This window comes from Aggregatibacter sp. (assembly GCF_057314075.1).
Genome location: NZ_DBHLAR010000004.1, coordinates 256,748 through 278,082, shown reverse-complemented (window position 1 = coordinate 278,082; position 21,335 = coordinate 256,748). Strand labels below are relative to the sequence as shown.

Here is a 21,335-nt window from a genome sequence, read left to right as displayed (position 1 = left end):
TTGCATGGGCAACGTAAATGTGGGTACTTTGTAGGGGATGGAGTTATTTGTAATGGAAAGCAGCTGAGTTGTCTATTTAAAATTTGATTAGAAAATGGAATTTTTCTGGATTTGTTAGCATAAAACTCTTTTTAAATTTTAATTTTGGTGTTTTATAAAATTATTTTTATTTTAAGTATAAAAAATGCGACTTTATGCCACATTTTATAAATTTAACAAAATTAAATTTTTTGTTTTGGTTTTGTGCGCTAGATCACAATTTAGCGTTTTTTAAAGATAAACACGAGTAAGGCAAGTACAGTACCTGTGGTGATAAAACCAAGCAGGCCGGAGTAGGTGAAACCGACAACGATATAGCCTGCAATAGTTGCGATTGCCACGGTAAGGGCATAAGGCAACTGTGAGGTAACGTGATCCATGTGGTCGCATTTTGCCCCAGTGGAAGACAAAATGGTCGTATCGGATACCGGTGAACAGTGGTCGCCGCAAACTGCGCCTGCCATAACTGCGGATAAGCAAGGCAACATAAATTCTACAGAGCCCGGCATTGCGTGAGAGGCAATGGCGGCAGCGATTGGCAACATAATTCCGAATGTTCCCCAGCTGGTGCCTGTGGAGAATGCCATGATCGATGCCAAAATAAATAAAAGTGCAGGCAATAAGGCAAATGGCAATGTGTCGGAAACTAGAGACGCTAAATAAGCACCGGTTTTCACATCGCTTACCACATTATTAATTGTCCATGCGAAGAATAAAATGAGAATCGCGCCGGACATAGATTTAATCCCTACGCCCCATGCTTTGATGTATTCGGAGATATTAACCAAACGATCAGCAAAAATGCAAAGTGAAGCAACCAATACAGCACTTACCCCCCCAGTAACTAATGACACGCCAACGATAGTATTTTCAAATGCACCTAAGATAGAGAAAGGTTTGCCATCGGTGGCTAAGGCTTCGTTACCGGTATACATCATGGCGGAAACGGTCACGATAATTAAGGTTAAAATCGGTAATACAAGATTACGTACATGGCCTTTTACATCAGAGAGTTGCTCTTCTTCTGTATTTTCAGTTTCCAAAGCGAGTTTTTCATGTTGTGCCATCGAGCCAATATCAAAAGAGAAATAGGCAACAAAGAACACCATTAAAATGGAGAAAATAGCATAAAAGTTCATGGCACTCATCGCCATAAAGGCACCGATTGGGGTGTAGCCGGTGAGTGAGTAGGTTGCAAATAAACCTGCGATTAACGTAATAATGTATGCTCCCCAGCTGGACACCGGCATAAGCACACACATTGGCGCGGCAGTGGAGTCGAGAATATAAGCTAATTTAGCACGAGAGACGTTGAATTTATCGGTAATTGGACGCGCAATTGCACCAACGGCTAAGCTGTGGAAATAGTCATCAATAAAGGTGATAAAAACTAAAGAGGCTGCCACTAATTTAGCACCACGGCGACCTTTGATGTGCTTTTGCGCCCATTCGGCAAAAGCACGGTTACTGCCGGACATGCTTAAAAGTGCGGTCAAAACGCCAAGCAATAATAAGAAAAGCAGAATGTTAATATTGTTGCTATTTAAACTGTCTTCTTTAATGAAGAGGGATGAGACATTATTTTTTAAATACTCTAAGGTATTCAACGGTTCAAAGTTCGCTAACATAGCTGCGCCGACCAAAATACCGACACTTAAAGAAAGGATAACTTTGCGCGTAACAATAGCTAATAGCAACGCAAGTAAAGGAGGAAGTATTGACCAAATTGACGATGAATAATCGATGAGTTCCATATGTTGTTCTACCTAAAATTAAGGGAGAACCACTGACTTTAAATATTTAGAATAATCAGAAATGATTTAAAAAGGCAGGCAAATAAAGACCTAACCTAACCAGTAGCGCTCCATAGTTGTTATTGACTATGACAGTGACGGTTCTTTCGAAGACGCCACCAACCAGTTAAAACGACTTTTAACTGATTTCGGCAAACGCTCCTTTCCATTTCCTTCATCGTTATCCACTCTGAAAATATACTTATAACGTTTGCACCTCTACGTATGTATAGGACACCACAAGACTACAATAAAAAAAGAGGAATGCCAATAAGAAAAATGAAATTTTACGTCATAAATAAATTCGATGAATTCTGTTTACCTAGAATATTTATTTGTTTATGATAGCTAAGGACTTTATATTAATAGTGAATATCGGAGGTAAATTTAATGGCTGAAGTGTTAAAAGTTTTAACAAATATTCGTAGTTTACGTGTTCTTGCCCGGAATGAATCGTTAGAATTATTAGAAAGTATTTTAGAAAAGTTACAACTGGTTATTTCTGAAAAAAGAGAAGAACTCTTGAAAATTCAACAAGAGGAAGAAGCGCGTCAAGAACGTATCGCTAAATATAAAGATTTATTGAAAAAAGAAGGTATTACAGTTGATGAATTAGCTGAAATTTTAGGTGCGGAAATTCCCCGTAAAAAACGAGAAGCGCGCCCGGCAAAATATCAGTATGTCGATGAAAATGGCATAACAAAAACTTGGACGGGTCAAGGTCGTACACCAAAAGCAATTCAAATAAAATTAGATAAAGGTCAATCTTTATCCGATTTCAAAATTTAATATTATTTTTAATTATCGTGAGAAACCCATTTTTATGGGTTTCTTTTTTATTAAGAGGATAATATGGTTGAAAATAAAATATTATTGACGGATTGTCCTGATGCGAAAGGACTTATTTCTAAGATCACAAATATTTGTTATAAGCATCAATTAAATATTGTGCATAATAATGAATTTGTTGATTTTGAAACTAAACATTTTTTTATGCGCACGGAACTCCAAGGGATTTTTAATGAAGAAACCTTGTTGGCTGATTTGGCAATGAGCCTACCGGAAGGGACCAATTGCCGTCTTATCAGTACAAAACGTAAACGAATTGTGATTTTAGTCACGAAAGAAGCGCATTGTTTAGGCGATATTTTGATGAAAAATTACTATGGTGGTCTTGATGTGGAGATTACTGCGGTTATTGGAAATCATAATTCATTGCGTACGTTGGCAGAACGTTTTGATGTACCGTTTTTCTGCATTAGTCATCAAGATTTAACCCGTGAAGAACACGATCAGTTGCTTGCTGAAAAAATTGACGAATTTTCACCGGATTACATTGTGCTTGCGAAGTATATGCGCGTACTAAATCCAAAATTTGTGGCTCGTTATCCTAATCGAGTTATTAATATTCACCACTCATTCTTACCGGCATTTATTGGTGCGAAACCTTATCAACAAGCTTATGAACGCGGCGTGAAAATTATTGGTGCGACAGCACATTTTATTAATAATGAATTGGATCAAGGACCGATTATTATGCAGAATGTGATCAATATTGACCATACTTACAGCGCGGAAGCTATGATGAAAGCCGGCCGTGATGTAGAAAAAACAGTATTGAGTCGAGCTTTAGATTTGGCATTACACGATCGTATTTTTGTTTATAAAAATAAAACGATCGTTTTATAGACCGCACTTTAATTGCTACAATAAGCACCATTCTGATTTAAGCCACCTTATCCGCCAAAAATCGAGGAAAGGTGGATTTTTTATTAATGATGATTTAAGGCTTGAAAAGTAAAGCTTAAGCCTTCATATACAAAGACATTAAAAAATACAAGACAAGTTATGGGCAAGAAAAAACGCTCGGCGAGTTCTACTCGCTGGTTAAACGAACATTTTAAAGATCCTTTTGTACAAAAAGCGCATAAACAAAAACTGCGTTCCCGTGCATATTTCAAACTTGATGAAATCCAACAAACAGACCGTTTATTTAAACCGGGTATGACAGTGGTCGATCTTGGCGCCGCACCGGGCGGTTGGTCGCAGTATGTCGTCAGTCAAATAGGTCGGAATGGACGCGTTATCGCATGCGATATTTTGGAGATGGATCCTATTGTAGGGGTTGATTTCCTACAAGGGGATTTCCGTGATGAAAATGTCCTGAGTACTTTGCTAGAACGCGTTGGCGAAGAAAAAGTCGATGTGGTGATGTCGGATATGGCGCCTAATTTCAGTGGAATGCCATCCGTGGATATTCCACGCGCAATGTATTTGGTCGAGCTTGCATTGGATATGTGCAAACAGGTGTTGGCGAACAAAGGCAGTTTTGTTGTAAAAGTTTTTCAGGGTGAAGGTTTTGATGAATACTTAAAAGAGATTCGTTCTCTCTTTAGTGTAGTAAAAGTTCGGAAACCTGAAGCCTCTCGAGATCGCTCTCGGGAAGTTTATGTCGTTGCAAGTGGTTATAAGTTTTAATGGGTTAAGTAACAAAGAAAGACAATCAATTTGATAACTTTCACTTTCGAAATAAATATAGTAACCTTGCAACATTTTATTAACTTTATAAGTATGGGGTAATGCCTTGAACGATATGGTAAAAAATTTAATTCTTTGGGTTGTTGTTGCTGTTGTCATGATGACGGCATATCAAAGTTTTAATTCGACTTCTACCGGTAGTGTAACGGACTATACAACTTTTATTACTGATGTTGAAAATAGTCAGGTGCGTCAGGCTAAGTTTGAAGACAATGAAATTTTAGTTACCAAAGCAGACGGTTCTAGATATACAACAGTCATTCCTTTAGAAGATAAAAACTTACTGAATGATTTATTAAATAAAAAAGTCAAAGTAGAAGGCACGCCTCCGGAAAGAAGAGGATTATTATCTCAAATCTTGATTGCTTGGTTCCCGATGTTGTTATTAATCGGCGTCTGGGTTTTCTTCATGCGTCAAATGCAAGGCGGTGGCGGTAAAGCTATGAGCTTTGGCAAAAGCCGCGCGCGAATGATGACACAAGAGCAAATCAAAACTACTTTTGCTGATGTAGCAGGTTGTGATGAAGCGAAAGAAGAAGTGGCTGAAATCGTTGACTTCTTACGTGAACCGAAAAAATTCCAAAATTTAGGCGGTAAAATTCCAAAAGGGATTTTAATGGTAGGTCCTCCGGGTACCGGTAAAACCTTATTGGCAAAAGCGATTGCCGGTGAAGCGAAAGTCCCTTTCTTCACGATTTCCGGCTCTGATTTCGTTGAAATGTTTGTGGGGGTCGGGGCTTCTCGTGTGCGCGATATGTTTGAACAAGCGAAGAAAAATGCACCTTGTTTGATTTTTATCGACGAAATCGATGCCGTTGGTCGCCAACGTGGTGCCGGGCTTGGCGGTGGCCATGATGAACGTGAGCAAACCTTAAACCAAATGTTAGTTGAAATGGATGGATTTGAAGGCAATGAAGGCGTTATCGTGATTGCTGCAACTAACCGCCCGGATGTTTTAGACCCAGCGTTAACCCGCCCGGGACGTTTCGACCGTCAAGTTGTGGTTGGATTGCCGGATGTGAAGGGTCGTGAGCAAATTCTTAAAGTTCACATGCGAAAAGTGCCTGTTGGTCCGGATGTTGATGCAATGACGCTTGCGCGTGGTACGCCAGGCTATTCCGGTGCGGATTTGGCAAACTTGGTGAATGAAGCGGCGTTATTTGCTGCACGCACCAATAAACGTATCGTTACGATGGTTGAGTTTGAAAAAGCCAAAGACAAAATCAACATGGGACCTGAACGTCGCACCATGATCATGACTGACAAGCAAAAAGAGTCCACCGCATATCATGAAGCGGGTCATGCCATTGTCGGTTATTTGGTGCCGGAACACGATCCAGTGCATAAAGTAACAATTATTCCACGCGGACGTGCTTTAGGTGTAACCTTCTTCTTACCGGAAGGCGACCAAGTCAGCATCAGTCAAAAACAATTGGAAAGTAAACTTTCTACATTGTATGCAGGGCGTTTAGCAGAAGACTTGATTTACGGCGAAGAAAATATTTCTACAGGCGCTTCTAACGATATTAAAGTGGCAACTAATATTGCTCGTAACATGGTGACTCAATGGGGTTTCTCCGATAAACTTGGTCCAATTCTTTATACTGAAGATGACGGGGAAGTGTTCTTGGGCCGTTCCATGGCGAAAGCAAAACACATGTCTGATGAAACTGCGCATGTGATCGATGAAGAAGTCCGTACGATTGTGACACGTAATTATGCTCGTGCAAGACAAATTTTGATCGACAATATGGATATTTTACACGCCATGAAAGATGCGTTAGTAAAATATGAAACTATTGAAGAAGAGCAAATTAAACAGTTGATGAATCGTCAACCGGTTACACCACCAGCAGGGTGGGAAGAGCCGAAGGGTACTAATAGCGCTGAGTCTCAACAGCCAAAAGCTGAAGAGTCTAAAGCAGCAGAGACTCAACAGGCTGAAAGTGCGGTAGAAAAAAACGACGATTCTGCCTCCTCTGATAACTAAACAAAAAAAGCCTTTTCGGTTCGCCGCAAAGGCTTTATTATTGCAACCCGCTTCTTTAAGCGGGTTTATTTTTTGGAGTCAAAATGGAACATCATATCGAAGATTTAATCCATATTTTTAATCAATGTTTTGAACAAGAATACAACACCAAATTAGTCAAAGGGGGCGATGAGCCATTGTATGTCCCGGCAAATGAGGATTGCCCTTACAATGCCATTTATTTTGCACGTGGTTTTTACAGCAGTGGATTACATGAAATCGCCCACTGGTTGGTCGCCGGTAAAGAACGCCGTAAATTAGAAGATTTTGGCTATTGGTATGAACCTGATGGACGTAGCGAAGAGCAACAACGTTTATTTGAAAAAGTGGAAGTCAAACCGCAAGCATTAGAATGGATTTTGGCAACCGCTGCCGGTTTTCGTTATTTTGCCAGTGCTGATAATCTCAATGGGCAACCTGGTGATACTCAACCGTTTAAACAGGCGGTGTATGAACAAGTGAAGGCCTATGCGGAAAAAGGTTTACCAAAACGGGCCGAAACTTTGCGACAAGCGTTAGTTAAGTTTTACGGCACGGAAGACAGTATTGATCTAACGAAGTTTGATGTGACAAGAATTTAGTTTAGAACGTAAAAGTGCGGTCATAAAACCTAACGAATTTTGTGACCGCACTTGATGTTTATTGTCGTGCTAATCGCAGGTTTTGCGGTAACGCTTCAAAGTTTGAGCGATATGGATTGATATCTAATCCACCTCGACGAGTGTAGCGCGCATATACCGTCAGCTTTTCCGGTTTTGCATATTGCATGAGGTCACAGAAAATACGCTCAACGCATTGCTCGTGGAATTCGTTATGTTGACGGAAAGAAATAATGTAGCGCAATAACTGTTCACGATTAATTTGTTTACCCACATAATGAATCTGTAAGCTCCCCCAATCCGGCTGTTGGGTAATAAGGCAGTTGGATTTAAGCAAATGGCTAACTAAAGTCTCTTCGACCACATTATCCCCGGTACAATTTTTCAGTAATTCAGCGTTAAACGCATAATCCTGAATTTCAATATCTAACTCATCAATACATTCGCCTGATAGGGCAACAATAGGCTGTGCTGTATAGTCTGCAAGCGAATTTACTTGCACCTTAACTTTGCCTTTGGCGCAATCCTGTAAATCCCGTTGCAGGATGTGTTGCAGTTCGGCGGCATCAGCAAATTTTGTTTGGTTAAAACTGTTTAAATAGAGTTTAAAACTTTTCGATTCGATTAAATTCTCACTACAAAAATCAATTTGTACATCGGCAATCGCCACTTGGGGCACGCCTTTGAGGTTGAGCCATGAAATTTCATACGCAGTCCAAATATCAGCGCCGATGGAAAAGGGCTGCGTTTGTGTAATGCCCAATGTGTCGCGATTGAGATGGCGAGGGACCGGTTGTAATAAAGTGCGGTCATATTTTTCCGCATATTGAGTTTGCTGACCGAGTTTTAAGGCGTTCAGGCTGGGATCTTGATAATGCATAGCTTTCCTTATTGCCAATGCCATGAGAGATTTGAAACGAGGCGGCAATGATCACATTTAAAATAGAGGAAGTCAAAAAGCGGTTGGCTTAATGTCCAGTTTCGTTTACACAACGGGCAGCAGGATTGCAATTCTGCCTCGCGGCTTTCGCCCCCGATGCGATACAAATAATAGTAAGTCGGAATGTTGCTGTGGCGCTCAATTTCTTGTGCTAAATGATAGCCATGTTTAAACAGCGTGCTTTTTGTGTTGGTAATTTGTGCCAAGGCAGATTGTTCTAACACGGAACCATTCATTTGCAGCTGATCACACGCTTGCCAATTTTCCTGCCATTTGATCAAATCCATTGCTAAGTGCGGTATGTTTTTCAGTTGTTTATACAACGGAATTGGTTGCAAAGTATCACCGCTTTGTAGCGGCGAGCAAGATTGCAAATAGGTGGTGTAGAGCATTTGCCAAGACGGCGGTTCTGTCGCTGTAATTTCTGAATTGAGATCTTCCGCCACAATCTGAAAACTCTCAAAAAATACACCACACGTTTCTGCTGCCAGCATGGCTTCATATACCGAGGAATTATTGAATTCCGCTAAAAGGGAGGTTTGCTCCGGGCAGGTAACGCGTACGGCCAACCCCGTTTGATTTTCCTGTTCAGCAACAAATTGTGGAATTTCACGTCCGATAATTTGCCCATTGTAGCGCCATTGCTCAATAATTTGATTCAGGCAATGACTTTGCTGTTCCAAAGAAAATAGATCACTTTGTAGAGAGAAAAAGGCTTCAATTAGATACATAGACGGTAACATTAAAGTTGAAAGGGCGAATTCTACACTAAATTTGCCATGGCTGGCGCAAAAACTCGAAATCTTCTACAATGAGCCGTTTTTTACGAGGTCTTTTTTATGTATCAACGAACCCGATTACATTTACAAAATTTACGGCAAACCATGGAGCGTTTAGCGTTGTGGCAAACGATGCCGCCACAAGAAGAGGCGTTTTTGAGCGATCAGCCTTTTGCGTTAGATACCATGAGTCCGACAGAATGGCTGCAATGGATTTTTATTCCGCGCATGTATGCACTTTTAGAAAGCCAAGCCACGCTGCCAAGCCAAATCGCGATTAGCCCTTATTTGGAAGAAGCGCTAAAAGAAGAGGCGTATTTGGCGGAATTACTACGCCCGATCATTGAAATCGAAGAATTGCTGCAACAACAATGAGCCTAGAGATTTTATATCAAGATGAGCATATAGTAGCGGTGAATAAACCGGCAGGCATGCTAGTGCATCGTAGCTGGTTGGATCGTCATGAAACTCAATTTGTGATGCAAACCTTACGCGATCAGATCGGACAATTAGTTTATCCCATACATCGCTTAGATAGACCAACATCAGGTGTGTTGTTATTTGCGTTAAACAGTGAAACAGCAAATTTGTTATGCCATCAATTTGAGCAAAAACAAACGGAAAAAGAATATTTGGCCGTGGTTCGTGGTTATGTGACAGGACAGGGCGAAATTGATTATCCGTTGAAAGTTCAATTGGATAAAATTGCCGATAAATTTGCGCAACAGGATAAAGAACCTCAAAGTGCGGTGACGTTTTACAATGGATTGAAAACCGTTGAAATGCCTTATGGCGTAGGGCGCTATGCCACGTCTCGTTATTCATTGGTTCGCTTAATACCGAAAACCGGGCGTAAACATCAGCTTCGTCGCCATATGAAACATATTTTTCATCCGATTTTAGGCGATACGCAGTACGGCGATTTACACCAAAATCGAGCTTTGACAGAGCACACGGGGTGTTCTCGTTTAATGTTACATGCGGAAAAATTAACTTTTGTTCATCCGCTCACGCAACAACCAATAACGCTTCAGGCGGGGTTAGATGAGCAATGGAAAAATGTAATGCAGATTTTTCAATGGTAAAAAATACGTAAAAAAACGACCGCACTTTTTATGCAAATAATAAAGGACAGAAAATGTTAGAGAATGATTTACTTAATTTAACGCATGAACAGCAACAACTTGCCGTTGAAAAAATTCAAGAATTAATGTCGCAAGGTGTGGGAAGTGGTGAAGCCATTGCCTTAGTGGCAAAACAATTACGGGAACAAAATACACAAAAACAAAATAAAAATGAATAAAGTGGGAAATTATACAAGCTGAAGGGATTTTGCTGATTAATTTTTATTATTTTTTGTGATCTCGGTTTGATTTTATAACTTTTCTTATTGCGTGCGAGAGAAATTTATTTAAATATAAATGCCAACATATCAAGGTGATAGGGCAATTGTCTTATTGAAGTAAACGTAGTTCTAAAAGGACGAAAACCATAAGAGGTTTAAATTATGGAAGTTGGTGTTGTTAAATGGTTTAATAATGCAAAAGGATTTGGCTTTATTTCTGCAGAAGGCAGTGATACTGATATTTTTGCACATTATTCTGTGATCGAAATGGATGGATATCGCTCATTAAAAGCGGGGCAAAAAGTTCAGTTTGAAGTGATTCACGGTGACAAAGGTTCACACGCAACAAAAATTATTCCGGTAGCAGAATAATAAAGATTTCCTTATTTAGTCATTGAAATAAAGACAAGCCCAGTTGGACTTGTCTTTTTTATTTGAGTAAATCTTTTAATCCGGCTTTCATTGCCGACATTTGATTTTCATATAACGCTTTTTTCTCTCGTTCATCAATCATATACATGATGGTTTCCGAGAGCGTCATTTTCATTTTGCGGGAATATTTTGATAAACGAAGCCAAACCGCATATTCCAAATCAATGGATTTTTTCTTTGTAGATTGTTTTTCACCATTGAAGAAACGTTTTCTTCTAGCACGAATAGCCTGATCCATTTTAATCACCAATTCAGGGGCTAAATGCGCCTTTATCCATTCTTCAATTTTTTGCGGATAGTTTTGGCAGCCGATGAGTTGTTTAACGATGTCTTCTTGCAAACTTTTTTCTGCATAGCGTGTGACATTTTCACCTTCACGGGCTTTTTTCGTTAAATACACCCATTTCCAATGAGCTTCTTGATTTTCCAGCTTTTGATATTTCATAAGAATTCTATTTAGTGACGTGGTAACTCTGTCACTATACGCTGTTTATAGGTGTTTTTCTAGCAGATTTTTACGCGATGCGAAGAAAGACGGGAAGAAATGTGCGATAATGCGCGCAAATTAAATAGACAACACAGAGATTAATGTGACTTTATCTTCTTTATCTAATACTACATTGCCTTGGCAGGCGTTACGTCCGGAATTGACGGTGACCGACATTCCTTCACAACCTCAGGATTTTTTTGCTTTACAGCCTCGTGCCGGTGAAGCCGTGCGTCATTTCATCCGAAATTCTCACCGCGCTTTATTGGTGATGAAAGCGGATGACCAAACGGAATATGCGTCTTTATTGGAAGGTTTTATTAAAAAGCACCAACCGGAAGTGGGCGTGTGTGGTGTGCAATATATCGTGGAACAAGGGGATTCTTTCTCTTTTCCACGTGTTTACATTGAGCCTGCACAATCGCTAGAAGATAATTTTGCAGCCAAAAAAAGCGTTGCTACGGCGTTATATTTTGATCAGTTCCAGTTATTCGGTTCGCTTAAAATGCACGCGTCTTCTCATGATATTCAGCTTCATGCCGGGCTGGTTCACCAGCTGAACAACGGCGTGTTGATTGTGACTGCGGGCGTGTTATTGGCACAGTTTGATTTATGGCAACGTTTGAAACAGATTTTAACGACAGATGTGTTTGATTGGTATTCCGCACATCCATTTAAAACGTTACCTTGTGAAATTCCGAGTTATCCTTTGTCATTGAAAGTGATTGTGCTAGGCAATCGCACGGAATTGGCTGCGTTGGAAGAGCTGGAAGAAGCGCTGTATCATTTAGCGGATTATGCGGAAATTGAAAGCTATTGCCGTGTGGAAACGGCGGAGCAACAACAGCAGTGGATGCGTTATGTGCAATGGGTTGCTCAACAAAATCAGTTACCTGAGTTGGATCTAAGCGGTTTTAATAAACTGTATCAATTATTAGTGCGTGACAGTGAAAATCGCCATTTGATTAATGTATCACCGCTTAAATTAAAAATGATGCTCACAGAGACCGCACTTTTAACGGAATCTAATCCACTCAGTGCGGTGGATTTTGAACGTTATTTTGAACATAAAACAGCGCAATTTGGTTTTCTGCGTGAGCAAACCTACGATGGTATTTTGCAGGAACAAATTTATGTGGCGACTGAAGGCGAGATGGTGGGGCAAATTAATGGTTTGTCGATCATTGAATATCCGGGCACGCCATTATCTTTCGGTGAGCCTTCGCGAATTAGTTGTATCGTGCAATTTGGTGATGGCGAAATTGTGGATGTAGAGCGAAAAAATGAACTGGCGGGGAATATTCACAGCAAGGGGATTATGATTGCGGAAGCCTGCTTGGCCAATGTTCTTGAATTGCCGTCACAGTTGCCTTTTTCCGCTTCTTTAGTATTCGAGCAATCTTATGGTGAAATTGATGGCGATAGTGCCTCTTTGGCGAGTTTTTGCGTCTTATTAAGTGCCTTGTCTTCTTTGCCATTGCCGCAATCTATTGCCATTACCGGTGCAATTGATCAATTTGGTTTAGTGCATGCTGTGGGCGGTGTAAATGACAAAATCGAAGGTTTCTTTACCATTTGCCAACGTCGTGGACTCACCGGTAAGCAAGGCGTGATGATCCCAAGTGCGGTGTTAAATCAGCTCAGTTTGTCGGAGGCGGTGGTCAGTGCGGTGAAAAATCAGGAGTTTTTTATTTATCCGGTAGAAACAGTGGATCAGGCCTGTGAGATTTTATTGCAGCGGGATTTGGTGGAGCAAGAAAATAAAACGTATAATTTTGACACCTTGCCGTTGTCTCGTTTGATTCATCAGCGTATTGATCAATATTCTGATCAGCAATCTCACAAATTCGGTTTATGGGATTTTTTCTTGGGGAGAAAAAATCGCTAAATTAAAATAGCCATCAAAAATTAACTGATCGGACAAGTTTGGCGTACAAGTGTTAGCTATTTTAAATAATGAAATGCTTTGCTAGAATCCAACCCTCATTCAACATTACGTTGTTTAACCATATTTTATAGGATGATTAATAATGAACACTTGTGCTCCAAACATTAAAGACAGTTACACTTACGAAGATTTATTGGCTTCTGGACGTGGCGAATTGTTTGGCAAAGAAGGTCCGCAATTACCGGCACCGACCATGTTAATGATGGATCGTATTGTAAAAATGACCGAAGATGGCGGTACCTTTGGCAAAGGCTATATTGAAGCTGAATTAGATATTCATCCTGATTTACCTTTCTTTGCTTGTCACTTCATCGGCGATCCGGTTATGCCGGGTTGCTTAGGTCTGGATGCTATGTGGCAATTGGTCGGTTTCTTCCTTGGTTGGATTGGAGGCAAAGGCAAAGGGCGTGCTTTAGGCGTTGGCGAGGTGAAATTTACCGGACAAATCCTGCCAAGCGCAAAAAAAGTCGTTTATCGTATCAACATGAAACGTGTGATTAACCGTAAATTGGTCATGGGCATGGCAGACGGTGAAGTAGAAGTGGATGGTCGCGTTATCTACACCGCAACAGATTTGAAAGTTGGTCTTTTCCAAGATACGTCAAGTTTCTAATTCACGTTTCTAAAAAACATTGAAATTTTTGACCGCACTTTTCTATTGAGGAAAGTGCGGTTTATTTTTCTCCTGTTTTTTATCTTTATAATGAATTGGTTAATTTTTTTGCAGTCATCCATACAATTAAATAAAAAACTTGTTTTAGCCTGAAAAGCTAGCTATTATTAGCGCACTTTTCACTGCGACCGTAGCTCAGTTGGTTAGAGCACCACCTTGACATGGTGGGGGTCACTGGTTCGAGTCCAGCCGGTCGCACCATCTTTTCTTTCCTTATTTTTCTTCTTTCTTATCTCGTTTTTTATTTTTCCAAACCCGTCGCAGTTTTTCTGATCTTTTGCTAGAATCAACGGGAAAAACACCTTTCTGATAACCTTGTTTTTCATCGTTTTTATTTTGTCTCTGATTGGAAATTACAATGGAAAATCAATCTTTTCTACAACAATTCTTTAAATTAAAAGAAAAAGGAACCTCCTCCAAAACGGAAATTATTGCCGGGATTACCACCTTTTTTACCATGGTCTATATCGTCTTCGTGAACCCATCCGTGTTGGGGGATGCAGGCATGGATAAGCAAGTTGTCTTTGTTACCACTTGTTTAATCGCAGGCTTCGGTACGATTGCCATGGGGTTATTCAGTAACTTGCCTATCGCATTGGCGCCGGCAATGGGCTTGAATGCCTTCTTTGCTTATGTGGTGGTCGGTAAACTTGGCTATTCTTGGCAAGTAGGGATGGGCACCATTTTCTGGGGTTCTGTCGGCTTATTGCTATTGACGCTCTTCCAAATCCGTTATTGGCTGATGGCATCCATTCCGCTCAGTTTGCGGGTAGGTATTGGTGCCGGTATCGGCTTCTTTATTGCCTTAATTGGCTTTAAAAATATGGGCTTGGTTGTTGCCAATCCTGCAACCTTGGTTGCGTTAGGCGATCTACATAGTCCGCAAGTGTTATTGGGCATCCTTGGTTTCTTTATTATCGTGGTGTTGGCAGCACGCAATATTTATTCCGGCGTGCTAATTTCTATCGCCGCAGTCACCGCACTTGCATTGTATTTTGATCCAAACGTGATGTTCCACGGCATCGTTTCCATGCCGCCGGCATTAACCCAAGTTGTTGGCCAAGTGGATATTGCCGGTGCCTTGGATACCGCACTTATTGGTATCATCTTCTCTTTCTTATTAGTGAACTTATTTGACTCTTCCGGCACCTTGCTCGGTGTCACCGACAAAGCTGGTTTTAGCGATGAAAAAGGGCGTTTCCCGAAAATGAAACAAGCCTTATACGTTGATAGTGCAAGCGCCGTTGTCGGATCGTATATCGGTACTTCTGCGATCAGTACTTATATTGAAAGTGGTGCAGGCGTATCGGTCGGTGGGCGCACCGGTATGACGGCGGTTGTCGTTGGATTGTTGTTTTTACTAACCATTTTCTTTTCGCCATTGGCAGGTATGGTACCGGCTTATGCGACAGCAGGTGCGTTAGTTTATGTGGGTATTTTGATGGCATCCAGCTTAATTAAAGTGCAATGGGACGATTTAACAGAAGCGACTCCTGCCTTTATTACGGCTGCGATGATGCCATTTACATACTCCATCACCGAAGGAATCGCGTTTGGATTCATCAGCTATTGTGTGATGAAACTCGGAACGGGGCGTTGGCGCGAAGTGAATGCACCGGTTTGGGTGGTTTCCTTGTTATTCTTAATTAAATTTATCTGGGTAGGTTAATGATGCAAAAACTTCTTTTTATTTTAAATGAATCGCCATATGGCACAGAAAAAAGCTTCAACGCATTGCGTTTAGCCGTGAATTTGCAGGAAGAGCATGGCAAAGAAGTCGAAATTAAAGTGTTCTGTTTTGGTGATTCCGTGTTAAGTGGCATTGCCGGTCAACATCCGAATGAAGGGTCTAACGTACAACAAGTGATGGAAATCTTGATAGCACAAGGTGCTGAAGTCAAACTCTGTACAAGCTGCACTAAAGCGCGTGGTTTATCCGAGATAAAGCTAATTGATGGCGTGACTCGCGGCACCTTAGATGATGTTTCTAAATGGACGTTATGGGCAGATAAAGTCGTTAATTTCTAACGAGGCTATTGGGCGGATTGAGTTCCGCCCTTATTTTATTCAAAATTTTTCATTCGCTTAATCTTAACCATGCAACAACTCAATCCGATCTCCATTCCATTAAATGCTGTCAGTTTAATTGAAGCCTCTGCCGGTACAGGTAAAACCTACACCATGGGTTCCCTTTATTTACGTTTGTTACTGCAAGCGGGAGAAAATGCCTTTCCCTATGCATTGAATGTCGAGCAAATTTTGGTGGTGACCTTCACTGAAATGGCGACAGAGGAGCTGAAACGCAAAATTCGCGAACGTATCTATGACGCCAAACAAAAATTGACAGCTTATCAGCAGACACAAGATTCGGCAGTCTTTGGGCAAGATGATTTTTTACGCGAATTGGTTGCGACAATCAGTGATTTACCGCTTGCCATTCAACGTCTGACCTTGGCGGAGCAAAACATGGATTTGGCGGCGATCTATACCATTCATGGTTTCTGTCATCGAATGCTGATGCAATACGCATTCAATTCCGGGATTCATTTCAACTTAGAATTAAGTGGCGAAGAAGATGAGCTGTTGTTGCGCTTAGCGCAAAAAATTTGGCGTGAGCATTTTTATTCACAGCCTTATGCGGTTGTAGAATTTATTCAAAAAAATTTGGTTTCGCCAAGCAATATTGTAACAAAAATCAAAAAATTTGCCGGAACCGAATTAAAACTTCCGGAAAAACGACCGCACTTTTTTGAGGGGACTTTCGAGGAGTTTCTTTCAAAAATTGATGATTATTTTCATGACATAGAAGATAAAGAGCAAAAATTAAAAAAATTATGGAAAGATAAATCTCAAGAAATTAGAGATTTGATTGATGCCGAACTTCAAAAAGCAATCCCAAAAGACCACAAAAAAATTAATCCTTCTAGTTTTAGAAAAGACCGTAAATCTAAATGGTTTACGTTGATGGACAAATGGGCTGAAGAACCAGAGGCACCTCAACCAGATTGTTTAAAAAAATTTAGGCAAAGCGAAATAAATAAGCAGGCGGGAAGTAAATGTGAAGAATTTTTAACTCATGTAGTATTTGAAGAAATTGATGAATTGCATCAATGGCAGGTTTCTTTCGTTAAAGCCCCAATGTTTCATTTTTTGAAGGTGTTGAATACCCAATTAGCCGAATACAAACTCAACCACAGCGAAAAAAGTTTTCATGATTTATTGCGCTTGTTAAAAGACGCCTTGCACCACCCGAATAATACTGAATTTGCGCAGATGATTCGTTATCAATTCCCGTTTGCCATGATTGATGAATTTCAGGATACGGATGCAGTGCAATATCAGATTTTCTCTAAGGTTTATGTAGAGCCATTGCGATTAGAACCTGCGTCGGATAACGGCTTTATTATGATTGGCGATCCAAAACAGGCGATTTATAAATTCCGTGGTGCAGACATTTTTACTTACTTTAAAGCGGCTGATGAAGCGCAGCAGCGTTTTAATCTAGGAAAAAATTACCGTTCTCACCAAGATGTGGTGCAATGTGTCAATCATTTGTTTGATTTTACCGAACAACCTCCGTTTTTATATGACAAGATTCAATTCCTACCGGTCTCAGCCAAAGACGATCATCCGCAATTTTGGTTAAACGGTGAAGTGGAACCTGCCGTGCGGTTTTATGTGGATGAAGCTTCCGTAAAAGAGAATATGGCGAAAGCCTGTGCCGTTTCTATTCAACATTGGTTGCAAAGTGCGGTGGAAAATACCGCCGATTTTCGCTTAGATGAAAAAGGCATCGAAAAAAAGCTAAAACCGGAAAGTATTGCGGTATTGGTGCGTAGTCGCAAAGAAGCCGATTTGGTAAAAAATGCGTTACGTCGTCTTGGCATTGCTTCCGTGTTTTTGTCTGAAAATAGCAATGTGTTTGACAGTAATGCGGCAAAAGATCTGTTGTTGATTTTAACGGCCTGTCTTAATCCATTTTCCGAACGCAATATTTTAAATGCCGTTGCGACGGCGATTTTTGCGCAAACGGCGGCCGATATTCAGCGTATTCGTTTAGACGAAAACCGTTGGGAATATTGGGTCGAAAAATTTATTCATTATCAAAGAACGTGGCAAAAACAAGGTGTATTAGTGATGTTGCACCAGTTGTTCCTACAAGAAAAAATCACTGAAAAATTGTATCCCACGGTGGAGGGTAAACGCCTGGTGACGGATTTGCTGCATTTGGCAGAATTATTGCAGGAAGCGGCAACGCTGAACGAAAGTGAAGCGGCATTGTTACGTTGGTTTGAAAAGCAAATTCAAGGGGAAGATCGACAAAATGAACAACAAGTGCGGCTAGAAAGCGAGTTGCAGTTGGTCAAAATTGTTACGATTCATAAATCCAAAGGATTGGAATATGATTTAGTTTGGTTGCCGTTTGTCGGTTATGCCCCCAAAACTGGGTCTGAACACATTTCCACTTATTACGACCAAGATCGGGATGAGGTGCTGTGGGATATTGATGGTTCTCATGAGAAGGATGTAAAACAAGAGGATTTTGCCGAACAACTTCGTTTACTCTATGTGGCGCTGACCCGAGCGAAATATCAGTTAAACATCGGTGTGCCGAAAACCTTTGAGGAAAAGTGGAGTGCCTTGTTATATGTGCTCACTCAAGGAGACATTCAAAAAAATGAGAAGCCGACAGCCTACGACAGCTTGCCACTATTAGAAAAGTTGGTTCAACGTGCCCCGCAGGGAAGTGTGCAGATTTCTGAAACCACGGCATTAAAAGCACTAGATGAACCAATGCAGTCGGAGACTCAAGCGCCATTAAACGCGGCAACATTCACCGGTCATATTGAACAAAACTGGACGGTGACCAGTTTCAGCGCCATTGAGGCGATTCATCAAAATAAAAAATACTATAAAGAACAACTGGCGGCAGAAAGTGCGGTCGCTTTTGAACCTGTTTTTGATGGTGGCAAAGATTATGATTTTAACGAGCAAGCGACAGAAACCATGGCGGAAAGCGCTAGTCATGAATCTGCCTATCCTTTCGGTTATTCGCCTTTTGATTTCCCGCACGGGATTAAAATCGGTACAGCGTTGCACCGTTTCTTGGAAAAATATGATTTTAGCCAACCGTTGAATGAGGAAAAAGTCCAAAAACTCTGCCAATGGTTACAGTTAGAGGAAACCTGGTTGCCATCCTTACAACAATGGATAAAGGCGATTTTAGATACGCCGTTAAGTGCGGATGATCCAACGTTGAAGCTGAACAATTTATCTCGCCAGCAATGTGTGAAAGAAATGCAGTTTTATTTGAAACTCAATCGGGTGTTTGATGTGACGGCATTTAATTGGGCGTTGCAAAAACATCACCATTTGCCATCGGAAACACTGCAATTCGATGCGATTAAAGGCATGTTACGCGGTTTTATGGATTTGGTTTTCTGCCATAACGGTAACTATTATTTGGTGGATTACAAATCGAATTTCCTGGGTGTCGAGCCGCAAAATTACGTTGGCAAAAGCCTTGAGCAAGCGATGCTAGCAAACCATTACGACTGGCAATATTTATTTTACACGTTGGCACTCCATCGTTATTTGCAACAACGTGACGAAAACTATCACTACGAAACCCATTTTGGCGGTGTGTTTTATTGTTTTTTACGCGGCATGAACGGTGAAAATCAGGATGGCGTATTTTTTGATAAACCGGATTATGCGTTAATTCAAGCCTTGGAGAATGTGTTCTGATGTTAACTTTATTATCTCAACTTAAAGAAAAAGGCATGATTAACGCCGCCGATTATTATTTTGCCGAGTTTATTCACCGTAAACAGCAGCCGTTTGATTATGCGCCTTCTGTACAAAACTTGGCGGTGCTGATGGCGGCATTATGTAATTTCCATTATCGCCAAGGCAACACCTGCCTTTTGTTGAATCAGTCCACCGAACAGGATTTATTCGGTTTACAGGATTATTTCAACGAGCGCGTTTACTTAACGGAAATTCAGCAAAAAATTGATTATGTGCCGATCTCCCAATGGCAATCTACCTTGCAAAAGGCGCAACACATCGCCTTTACGGATTCACCATTACAGCAAATTGCACCTTTGGTGTTGCAGTTTAATTGCTTGTATTTTTATCGTGTGTGGCAAGACGAATTTCGAATTGCCGATTACTTCAAAAGTGCGGTCTGTTTTGAGCCTGTTTTTTCAGAGGGACAACTCACACAAATTGCATCGATTCTTCATCGCTATTTTCAGGAAGAGCAGCAGGGCATTGATTGGCAGAAAATCGCCGTTGCCATGGCGTTACGTCAGCGTTTTTGTTTAATTACCGGCGGACCGGGAACGGGGAAAACAACGACCGTAACCAAGTTGCTTTTAACCTTGCAAGAACTGTATCAAAACGATTTACGCATTAAATTGGTTGCGCCAACAGGTAAAGCGGCAGCGCGTTTAACGGAATCCATTGTGGATGCTGTGGAACGTTTAAAACTAACATTTGCACAGGATTCAAATCAACGGGAAATCATCGAGAATCTGGCGATTCCGATGAGCGCAGAAACGATCCATCGTTTGCTTGGTGTGCGCTTTTTCAGTGAAGAAACCCGTTATCACGCCGATAATCCATTGCCGTTGGATGTGTTGGTGGTGGATGAGGCGTCCATGATCGATCTCACTTTAATGGCGAAATTGCTTAATGCGCTTAAACCGGACACCAAACTGATTTTGTTGGGCGATAAAGATCAACTTGCTTCCGTAGAGGCCGGTGCTATTTTGGGCGAATTAGGGCGTTTTGTGAATGCGGCAAAACCGACCTATAGCCCAAGGATGGCGCAATATTTGCAGGCAACAACAGGGATGACATTACCCTCAGAGGATAAGATAAACGCCATTAGCGACAGCATTTGTTATTTACAAGTCAGTCGCCGTTTTGGGGCTAATCCGGAAGTAGGCGAGTTGGCAACGGCGGTGAATTTAGGCGATGCGCTCAAGAGCTGGCAGTTATTGCAACAATATCAGCAACATCAAGATAAACATTGCGGTGTGTATTTAACCGATTTTGCCCATTATTTGACGAATAAAGATGATGTGCAACAGCGCAAAGCCTGTGTGAAATTGATTGTCGATCGTGCTGCGGAAGAATATGCGCGCTATTTGCAACAGATTCCGTCAGAGGGCGTTCTTCATGAAGATCAAGTGCGGTCAATTTTTGCCGCGTTTAACCGCATCCGCTTTTTAACCGCGTTACGCGTAGGCGAGTTTGGTGTCGAGCAGTTAAACCTCGCTATTGCAGAAAAATTGCGTCAAAAACGGCTGTTACAATTTCATCAGGAACGGGAGTGGTATGTCGGTAAACCGATTATGGTTACGCAAAATGACAGCAGTGTCGGCTTGTATAACGGCGACATCGGCATTTATTTAGGCCATGGGCGAGTGTGGTTTGAACAAGGGCAAAATAGCTATAAAAAAGTGCTGGCAAGCCGTGTGCCGAATCATGAGACCGCCTTTGTCATGACCGTGCATAAATCTCAAGGTTCTGAATTTCCACATACGTTCCTGATTTTACCGTTAGAAAATAGCCCGGTCTTATCCAAAGAGCTGGTTTATACCGGTATTACGCGCACTAAAGATTTCCTCACGGTGTTTGCATTGCAGAGCGTGTGGGAAAGTGCGGTGAAAAATCCGGTGCAACGACAAAGCGGATTAGGGCAGTTATTAGCAAAATAAAAG

The 21,335-nt window shown here is 41.1% G+C and carries 19 protein-coding genes, 1 tRNA gene and 1 riboswitch; of the genes, 16 read left to right on the top strand and 4 right to left on the bottom strand.

Features of this window, described 5'->3' with window-relative positions; genetic code table 11:
- Positions 1-260: 260 nt before the first annotated feature.
- Entirely contained in the window at positions 261-1,793 is a 1,533-nt protein-coding gene (locus ACO5E4_RS03010; RefSeq protein WP_485862029.1) for a Na+/H+ antiporter NhaC family protein, read from the bottom strand.
- Between the two features lie 95 nt (positions 1,794-1,888).
- A riboswitch (Lysine riboswitch) is annotated at positions 1,889-2,062 on the bottom strand.
- A 160-nt stretch (positions 2,063-2,222) separates the two neighbouring features.
- Here ACO5E4_RS03010 and ACO5E4_RS03005 point away from each other — a divergent pair.
- The 5 genes from ACO5E4_RS03005 (at position 2,223) to ACO5E4_RS02985 (ending at position 6,980) form a co-directional block, all read left to right on the top strand.
- Positions 2,223-2,621, top strand: a complete 399-nt coding sequence (locus ACO5E4_RS03005) for an H-NS family histone-like protein (protein WP_314953151.1) — start codon at positions 2,223-2,225, stop codon at positions 2,619-2,621.
- A gap of 63 nt (positions 2,622-2,684) precedes the next feature.
- Entirely contained in the window at positions 2,685-3,521 is an 837-nt protein-coding gene (gene purU, locus ACO5E4_RS03000; protein ID WP_485862028.1) for a formyltetrahydrofolate deformylase, read from the top strand.
- A gap of 159 nt (positions 3,522-3,680) precedes the next feature.
- Positions 3,681-4,310 (top strand): 23S rRNA (uridine(2552)-2'-O)-methyltransferase RlmE, encoded by a 630-nt coding sequence (gene rlmE, locus ACO5E4_RS02995; protein WP_485862027.1) that lies wholly within the window; start codon positions 3,681-3,683, stop codon positions 4,308-4,310.
- 115 nt (positions 4,311-4,425) lie between these two features.
- Positions 4,426-6,360 (top strand): ATP-dependent zinc metalloprotease FtsH, encoded by a 1,935-nt coding sequence (gene ftsH / locus ACO5E4_RS02990; RefSeq protein WP_485862074.1) that lies wholly within the window; start codon positions 4,426-4,428, stop codon positions 6,358-6,360.
- Positions 6,361-6,443: 83 nt separating this feature from the next.
- A complete protein-coding gene (locus tag ACO5E4_RS02985) occupies positions 6,444-6,980 on the top strand; it encodes an elongation factor P hydroxylase (protein ID WP_485862026.1) in 537 nt (178 codons plus the stop codon).
- A gap of 58 nt (positions 6,981-7,038) precedes the next feature.
- On the opposite strand, the gene queF is transcribed toward ACO5E4_RS02985, so the two are convergent.
- Both queF and ACO5E4_RS02975 read right to left on the bottom strand, forming a co-directional pair.
- On the bottom strand, positions 7,039-7,878 hold the full coding sequence (gene queF, locus ACO5E4_RS02980) for an NADPH-dependent 7-cyano-7-deazaguanine reductase QueF (protein ID WP_485862025.1): 840 nt from the start codon (positions 7,876-7,878) through the stop codon (positions 7,039-7,041).
- Between the two features lie 8 nt (positions 7,879-7,886).
- Positions 7,887-8,669 carry a Zn-ribbon-containing protein gene (locus tag ACO5E4_RS02975; RefSeq protein WP_485862024.1) on the bottom strand — a complete coding sequence of 261 codons (783 nt, stop codon included), beginning with the start codon at positions 8,667-8,669 and terminating at the stop codon, positions 7,887-7,889.
- Between the two features lie 108 nt (positions 8,670-8,777).
- On the opposite strand from ACO5E4_RS02975, the gene ACO5E4_RS02970 reads away from it, so the two are divergent.
- The 4 genes from ACO5E4_RS02970 (at position 8,778) to cspD (ending at position 10,434) form a co-directional block, all read left to right on the top strand.
- Positions 8,778-9,092: a YqcC family protein gene (locus ACO5E4_RS02970; protein WP_485862023.1), complete on the top strand. Its 315-nt coding sequence runs from the start codon at positions 8,778-8,780 to the stop codon at positions 9,090-9,092.
- Complete coding sequence (gene truC / locus ACO5E4_RS02965; protein ID WP_485862022.1) at positions 9,089-9,802, top strand: tRNA pseudouridine(65) synthase TruC; 714 nt, start codon at positions 9,089-9,091, stop codon at positions 9,800-9,802. The genes ACO5E4_RS02970 and truC overlap by 4 nt, the downstream gene beginning before the upstream one ends.
- A gap of 53 nt (positions 9,803-9,855) precedes the next feature.
- The gene (locus tag ACO5E4_RS02960) at positions 9,856-10,020 is read left to right on the top strand and encodes a YoaH family protein (protein WP_109128630.1); all 165 of its coding nucleotides are present in this window, start codon (positions 9,856-9,858) and stop codon (positions 10,018-10,020) included.
- 204 nt (positions 10,021-10,224) lie between these two features.
- Positions 10,225-10,434, top strand: coding sequence for a cold shock domain-containing protein CspD (cspD, locus tag ACO5E4_RS02955; RefSeq protein WP_109128629.1), 210 nt, complete (start codon positions 10,225-10,227; stop codon positions 10,432-10,434).
- A gap of 58 nt (positions 10,435-10,492) precedes the next feature.
- On the opposite strand, the gene matP is transcribed toward cspD, so the two are convergent.
- The gene (matP, locus tag ACO5E4_RS02950; RefSeq protein ID WP_006718352.1) at positions 10,493-10,939 is read right to left on the bottom strand and encodes a macrodomain Ter protein MatP; all 447 of its coding nucleotides are present in this window, start codon (positions 10,937-10,939) and stop codon (positions 10,493-10,495) included.
- Positions 10,940-11,084: 145 nt separating this feature from the next.
- Between matP and ACO5E4_RS02945 the strand changes: the two genes are divergently transcribed.
- The 7 genes from ACO5E4_RS02945 to recD all read left to right on the top strand — a co-directional run bounded on the left by ACO5E4_RS02945 (position 11,085) and on the right by recD (position 21,332).
- Complete coding sequence (locus tag ACO5E4_RS02945) at positions 11,085-12,869, top strand: AAA family ATPase (RefSeq protein ID WP_485862021.1); 1,785 nt, start codon at positions 11,085-11,087, stop codon at positions 12,867-12,869.
- Between the two features lie 142 nt (positions 12,870-13,011).
- Positions 13,012-13,542 (top strand): bifunctional 3-hydroxydecanoyl-ACP dehydratase/trans-2-decenoyl-ACP isomerase, encoded by a 531-nt coding sequence (gene fabA, locus ACO5E4_RS02940; protein ID WP_315028126.1) that lies wholly within the window; start codon positions 13,012-13,014, stop codon positions 13,540-13,542.
- Positions 13,543-13,726: 184 nt separating this feature from the next.
- A tRNA-Val gene (locus ACO5E4_RS02935) sits at positions 13,727-13,803 on the top strand.
- Between the two features lie 157 nt (positions 13,804-13,960).
- Entirely contained in the window at positions 13,961-15,271 is a 1,311-nt protein-coding gene (locus ACO5E4_RS02930; protein ID WP_454901022.1) for an NCS2 family permease, read from the top strand.
- 2 nt (positions 15,272-15,273) lie between these two features.
- Entirely contained in the window at positions 15,274-15,630 is a 357-nt protein-coding gene (locus ACO5E4_RS02925) for a DsrE/DsrF/TusD sulfur relay family protein (RefSeq protein ID WP_288677793.1), read from the top strand.
- A gap of 69 nt (positions 15,631-15,699) precedes the next feature.
- Entirely contained in the window at positions 15,700-19,350 is a 3,651-nt protein-coding gene (recB, locus tag ACO5E4_RS02920) for an exodeoxyribonuclease V subunit beta (protein ID WP_485862020.1), read from the top strand.
- Positions 19,350-21,332, top strand: a complete 1,983-nt coding sequence (gene recD, locus ACO5E4_RS02915; protein WP_485862019.1) for an exodeoxyribonuclease V subunit alpha — start codon at positions 19,350-19,352, stop codon at positions 21,330-21,332. Before recB ends, recD begins: the two co-directional genes overlap by 1 nt.
- Positions 21,333-21,335 lie beyond the last annotated feature (3 nt).

Coding starts and splice junctions, on each gene's coding strand:
- ACO5E4_RS02985 (WP_485862026.1), top strand. CDS start 6,444: ATGGAACATCATATCGAAGATTTAATCCATATTTTTAATCAATGTTTT.
- ACO5E4_RS02925 (WP_288677793.1), top strand. CDS start 15,274: ATGCAAAAACTTCTTTTTATTTTAAATGAATCGCCATATGGCACAGAA.
- fabA (WP_315028126.1), top strand. CDS start 13,012: ATGAACACTTGTGCTCCAAACATTAAAGACAGTTACACTTACGAAGAT.
- queF (WP_485862025.1), bottom strand. CDS start 7,878: ATGCATTATCAAGATCCCAGCCTGAACGCCTTAAAACTCGGTCAGCAA.
- ACO5E4_RS02970 (WP_485862023.1), top strand. CDS start 8,778: ATGTATCAACGAACCCGATTACATTTACAAAATTTACGGCAAACCATG.
- rlmE (WP_485862027.1), top strand. CDS start 3,681: ATGGGCAAGAAAAAACGCTCGGCGAGTTCTACTCGCTGGTTAAACGAA.
- ACO5E4_RS02960 (WP_109128630.1), top strand. CDS start 9,856: ATGTTAGAGAATGATTTACTTAATTTAACGCATGAACAGCAACAACTT.
- purU (WP_485862028.1), top strand. CDS start 2,685: ATGGTTGAAAATAAAATATTATTGACGGATTGTCCTGATGCGAAAGGA.
- ACO5E4_RS03005 (WP_314953151.1), top strand. CDS start 2,223: ATGGCTGAAGTGTTAAAAGTTTTAACAAATATTCGTAGTTTACGTGTT.
- ACO5E4_RS02930 (WP_454901022.1), top strand. CDS start 13,961: ATGGAAAATCAATCTTTTCTACAACAATTCTTTAAATTAAAAGAAAAA.
- recD (WP_485862019.1), top strand. CDS start 19,350: ATGTTAACTTTATTATCTCAACTTAAAGAAAAAGGCATGATTAACGCC.
- truC (WP_485862022.1), top strand. CDS start 9,089: ATGAGCCTAGAGATTTTATATCAAGATGAGCATATAGTAGCGGTGAAT.
- ACO5E4_RS03010 (WP_485862029.1), bottom strand. CDS start 1,793: ATGGAACTCATCGATTATTCATCGTCAATTTGGTCAATACTTCCTCCT.
- recB (WP_485862020.1), top strand. CDS start 15,700: ATGCAACAACTCAATCCGATCTCCATTCCATTAAATGCTGTCAGTTTA.
- matP (WP_006718352.1), bottom strand. CDS start 10,939: ATGAAATATCAAAAGCTGGAAAATCAAGAAGCTCATTGGAAATGGGTG.
- cspD (WP_109128629.1), top strand. CDS start 10,225: ATGGAAGTTGGTGTTGTTAAATGGTTTAATAATGCAAAAGGATTTGGC.
- ACO5E4_RS02975 (WP_485862024.1), bottom strand. CDS start 8,669: ATGTATCTAATTGAAGCCTTTTTCTCTCTACAAAGTGATCTATTTTCT.
- ftsH (WP_485862074.1), top strand. CDS start 4,426: ATGGTAAAAAATTTAATTCTTTGGGTTGTTGTTGCTGTTGTCATGATG.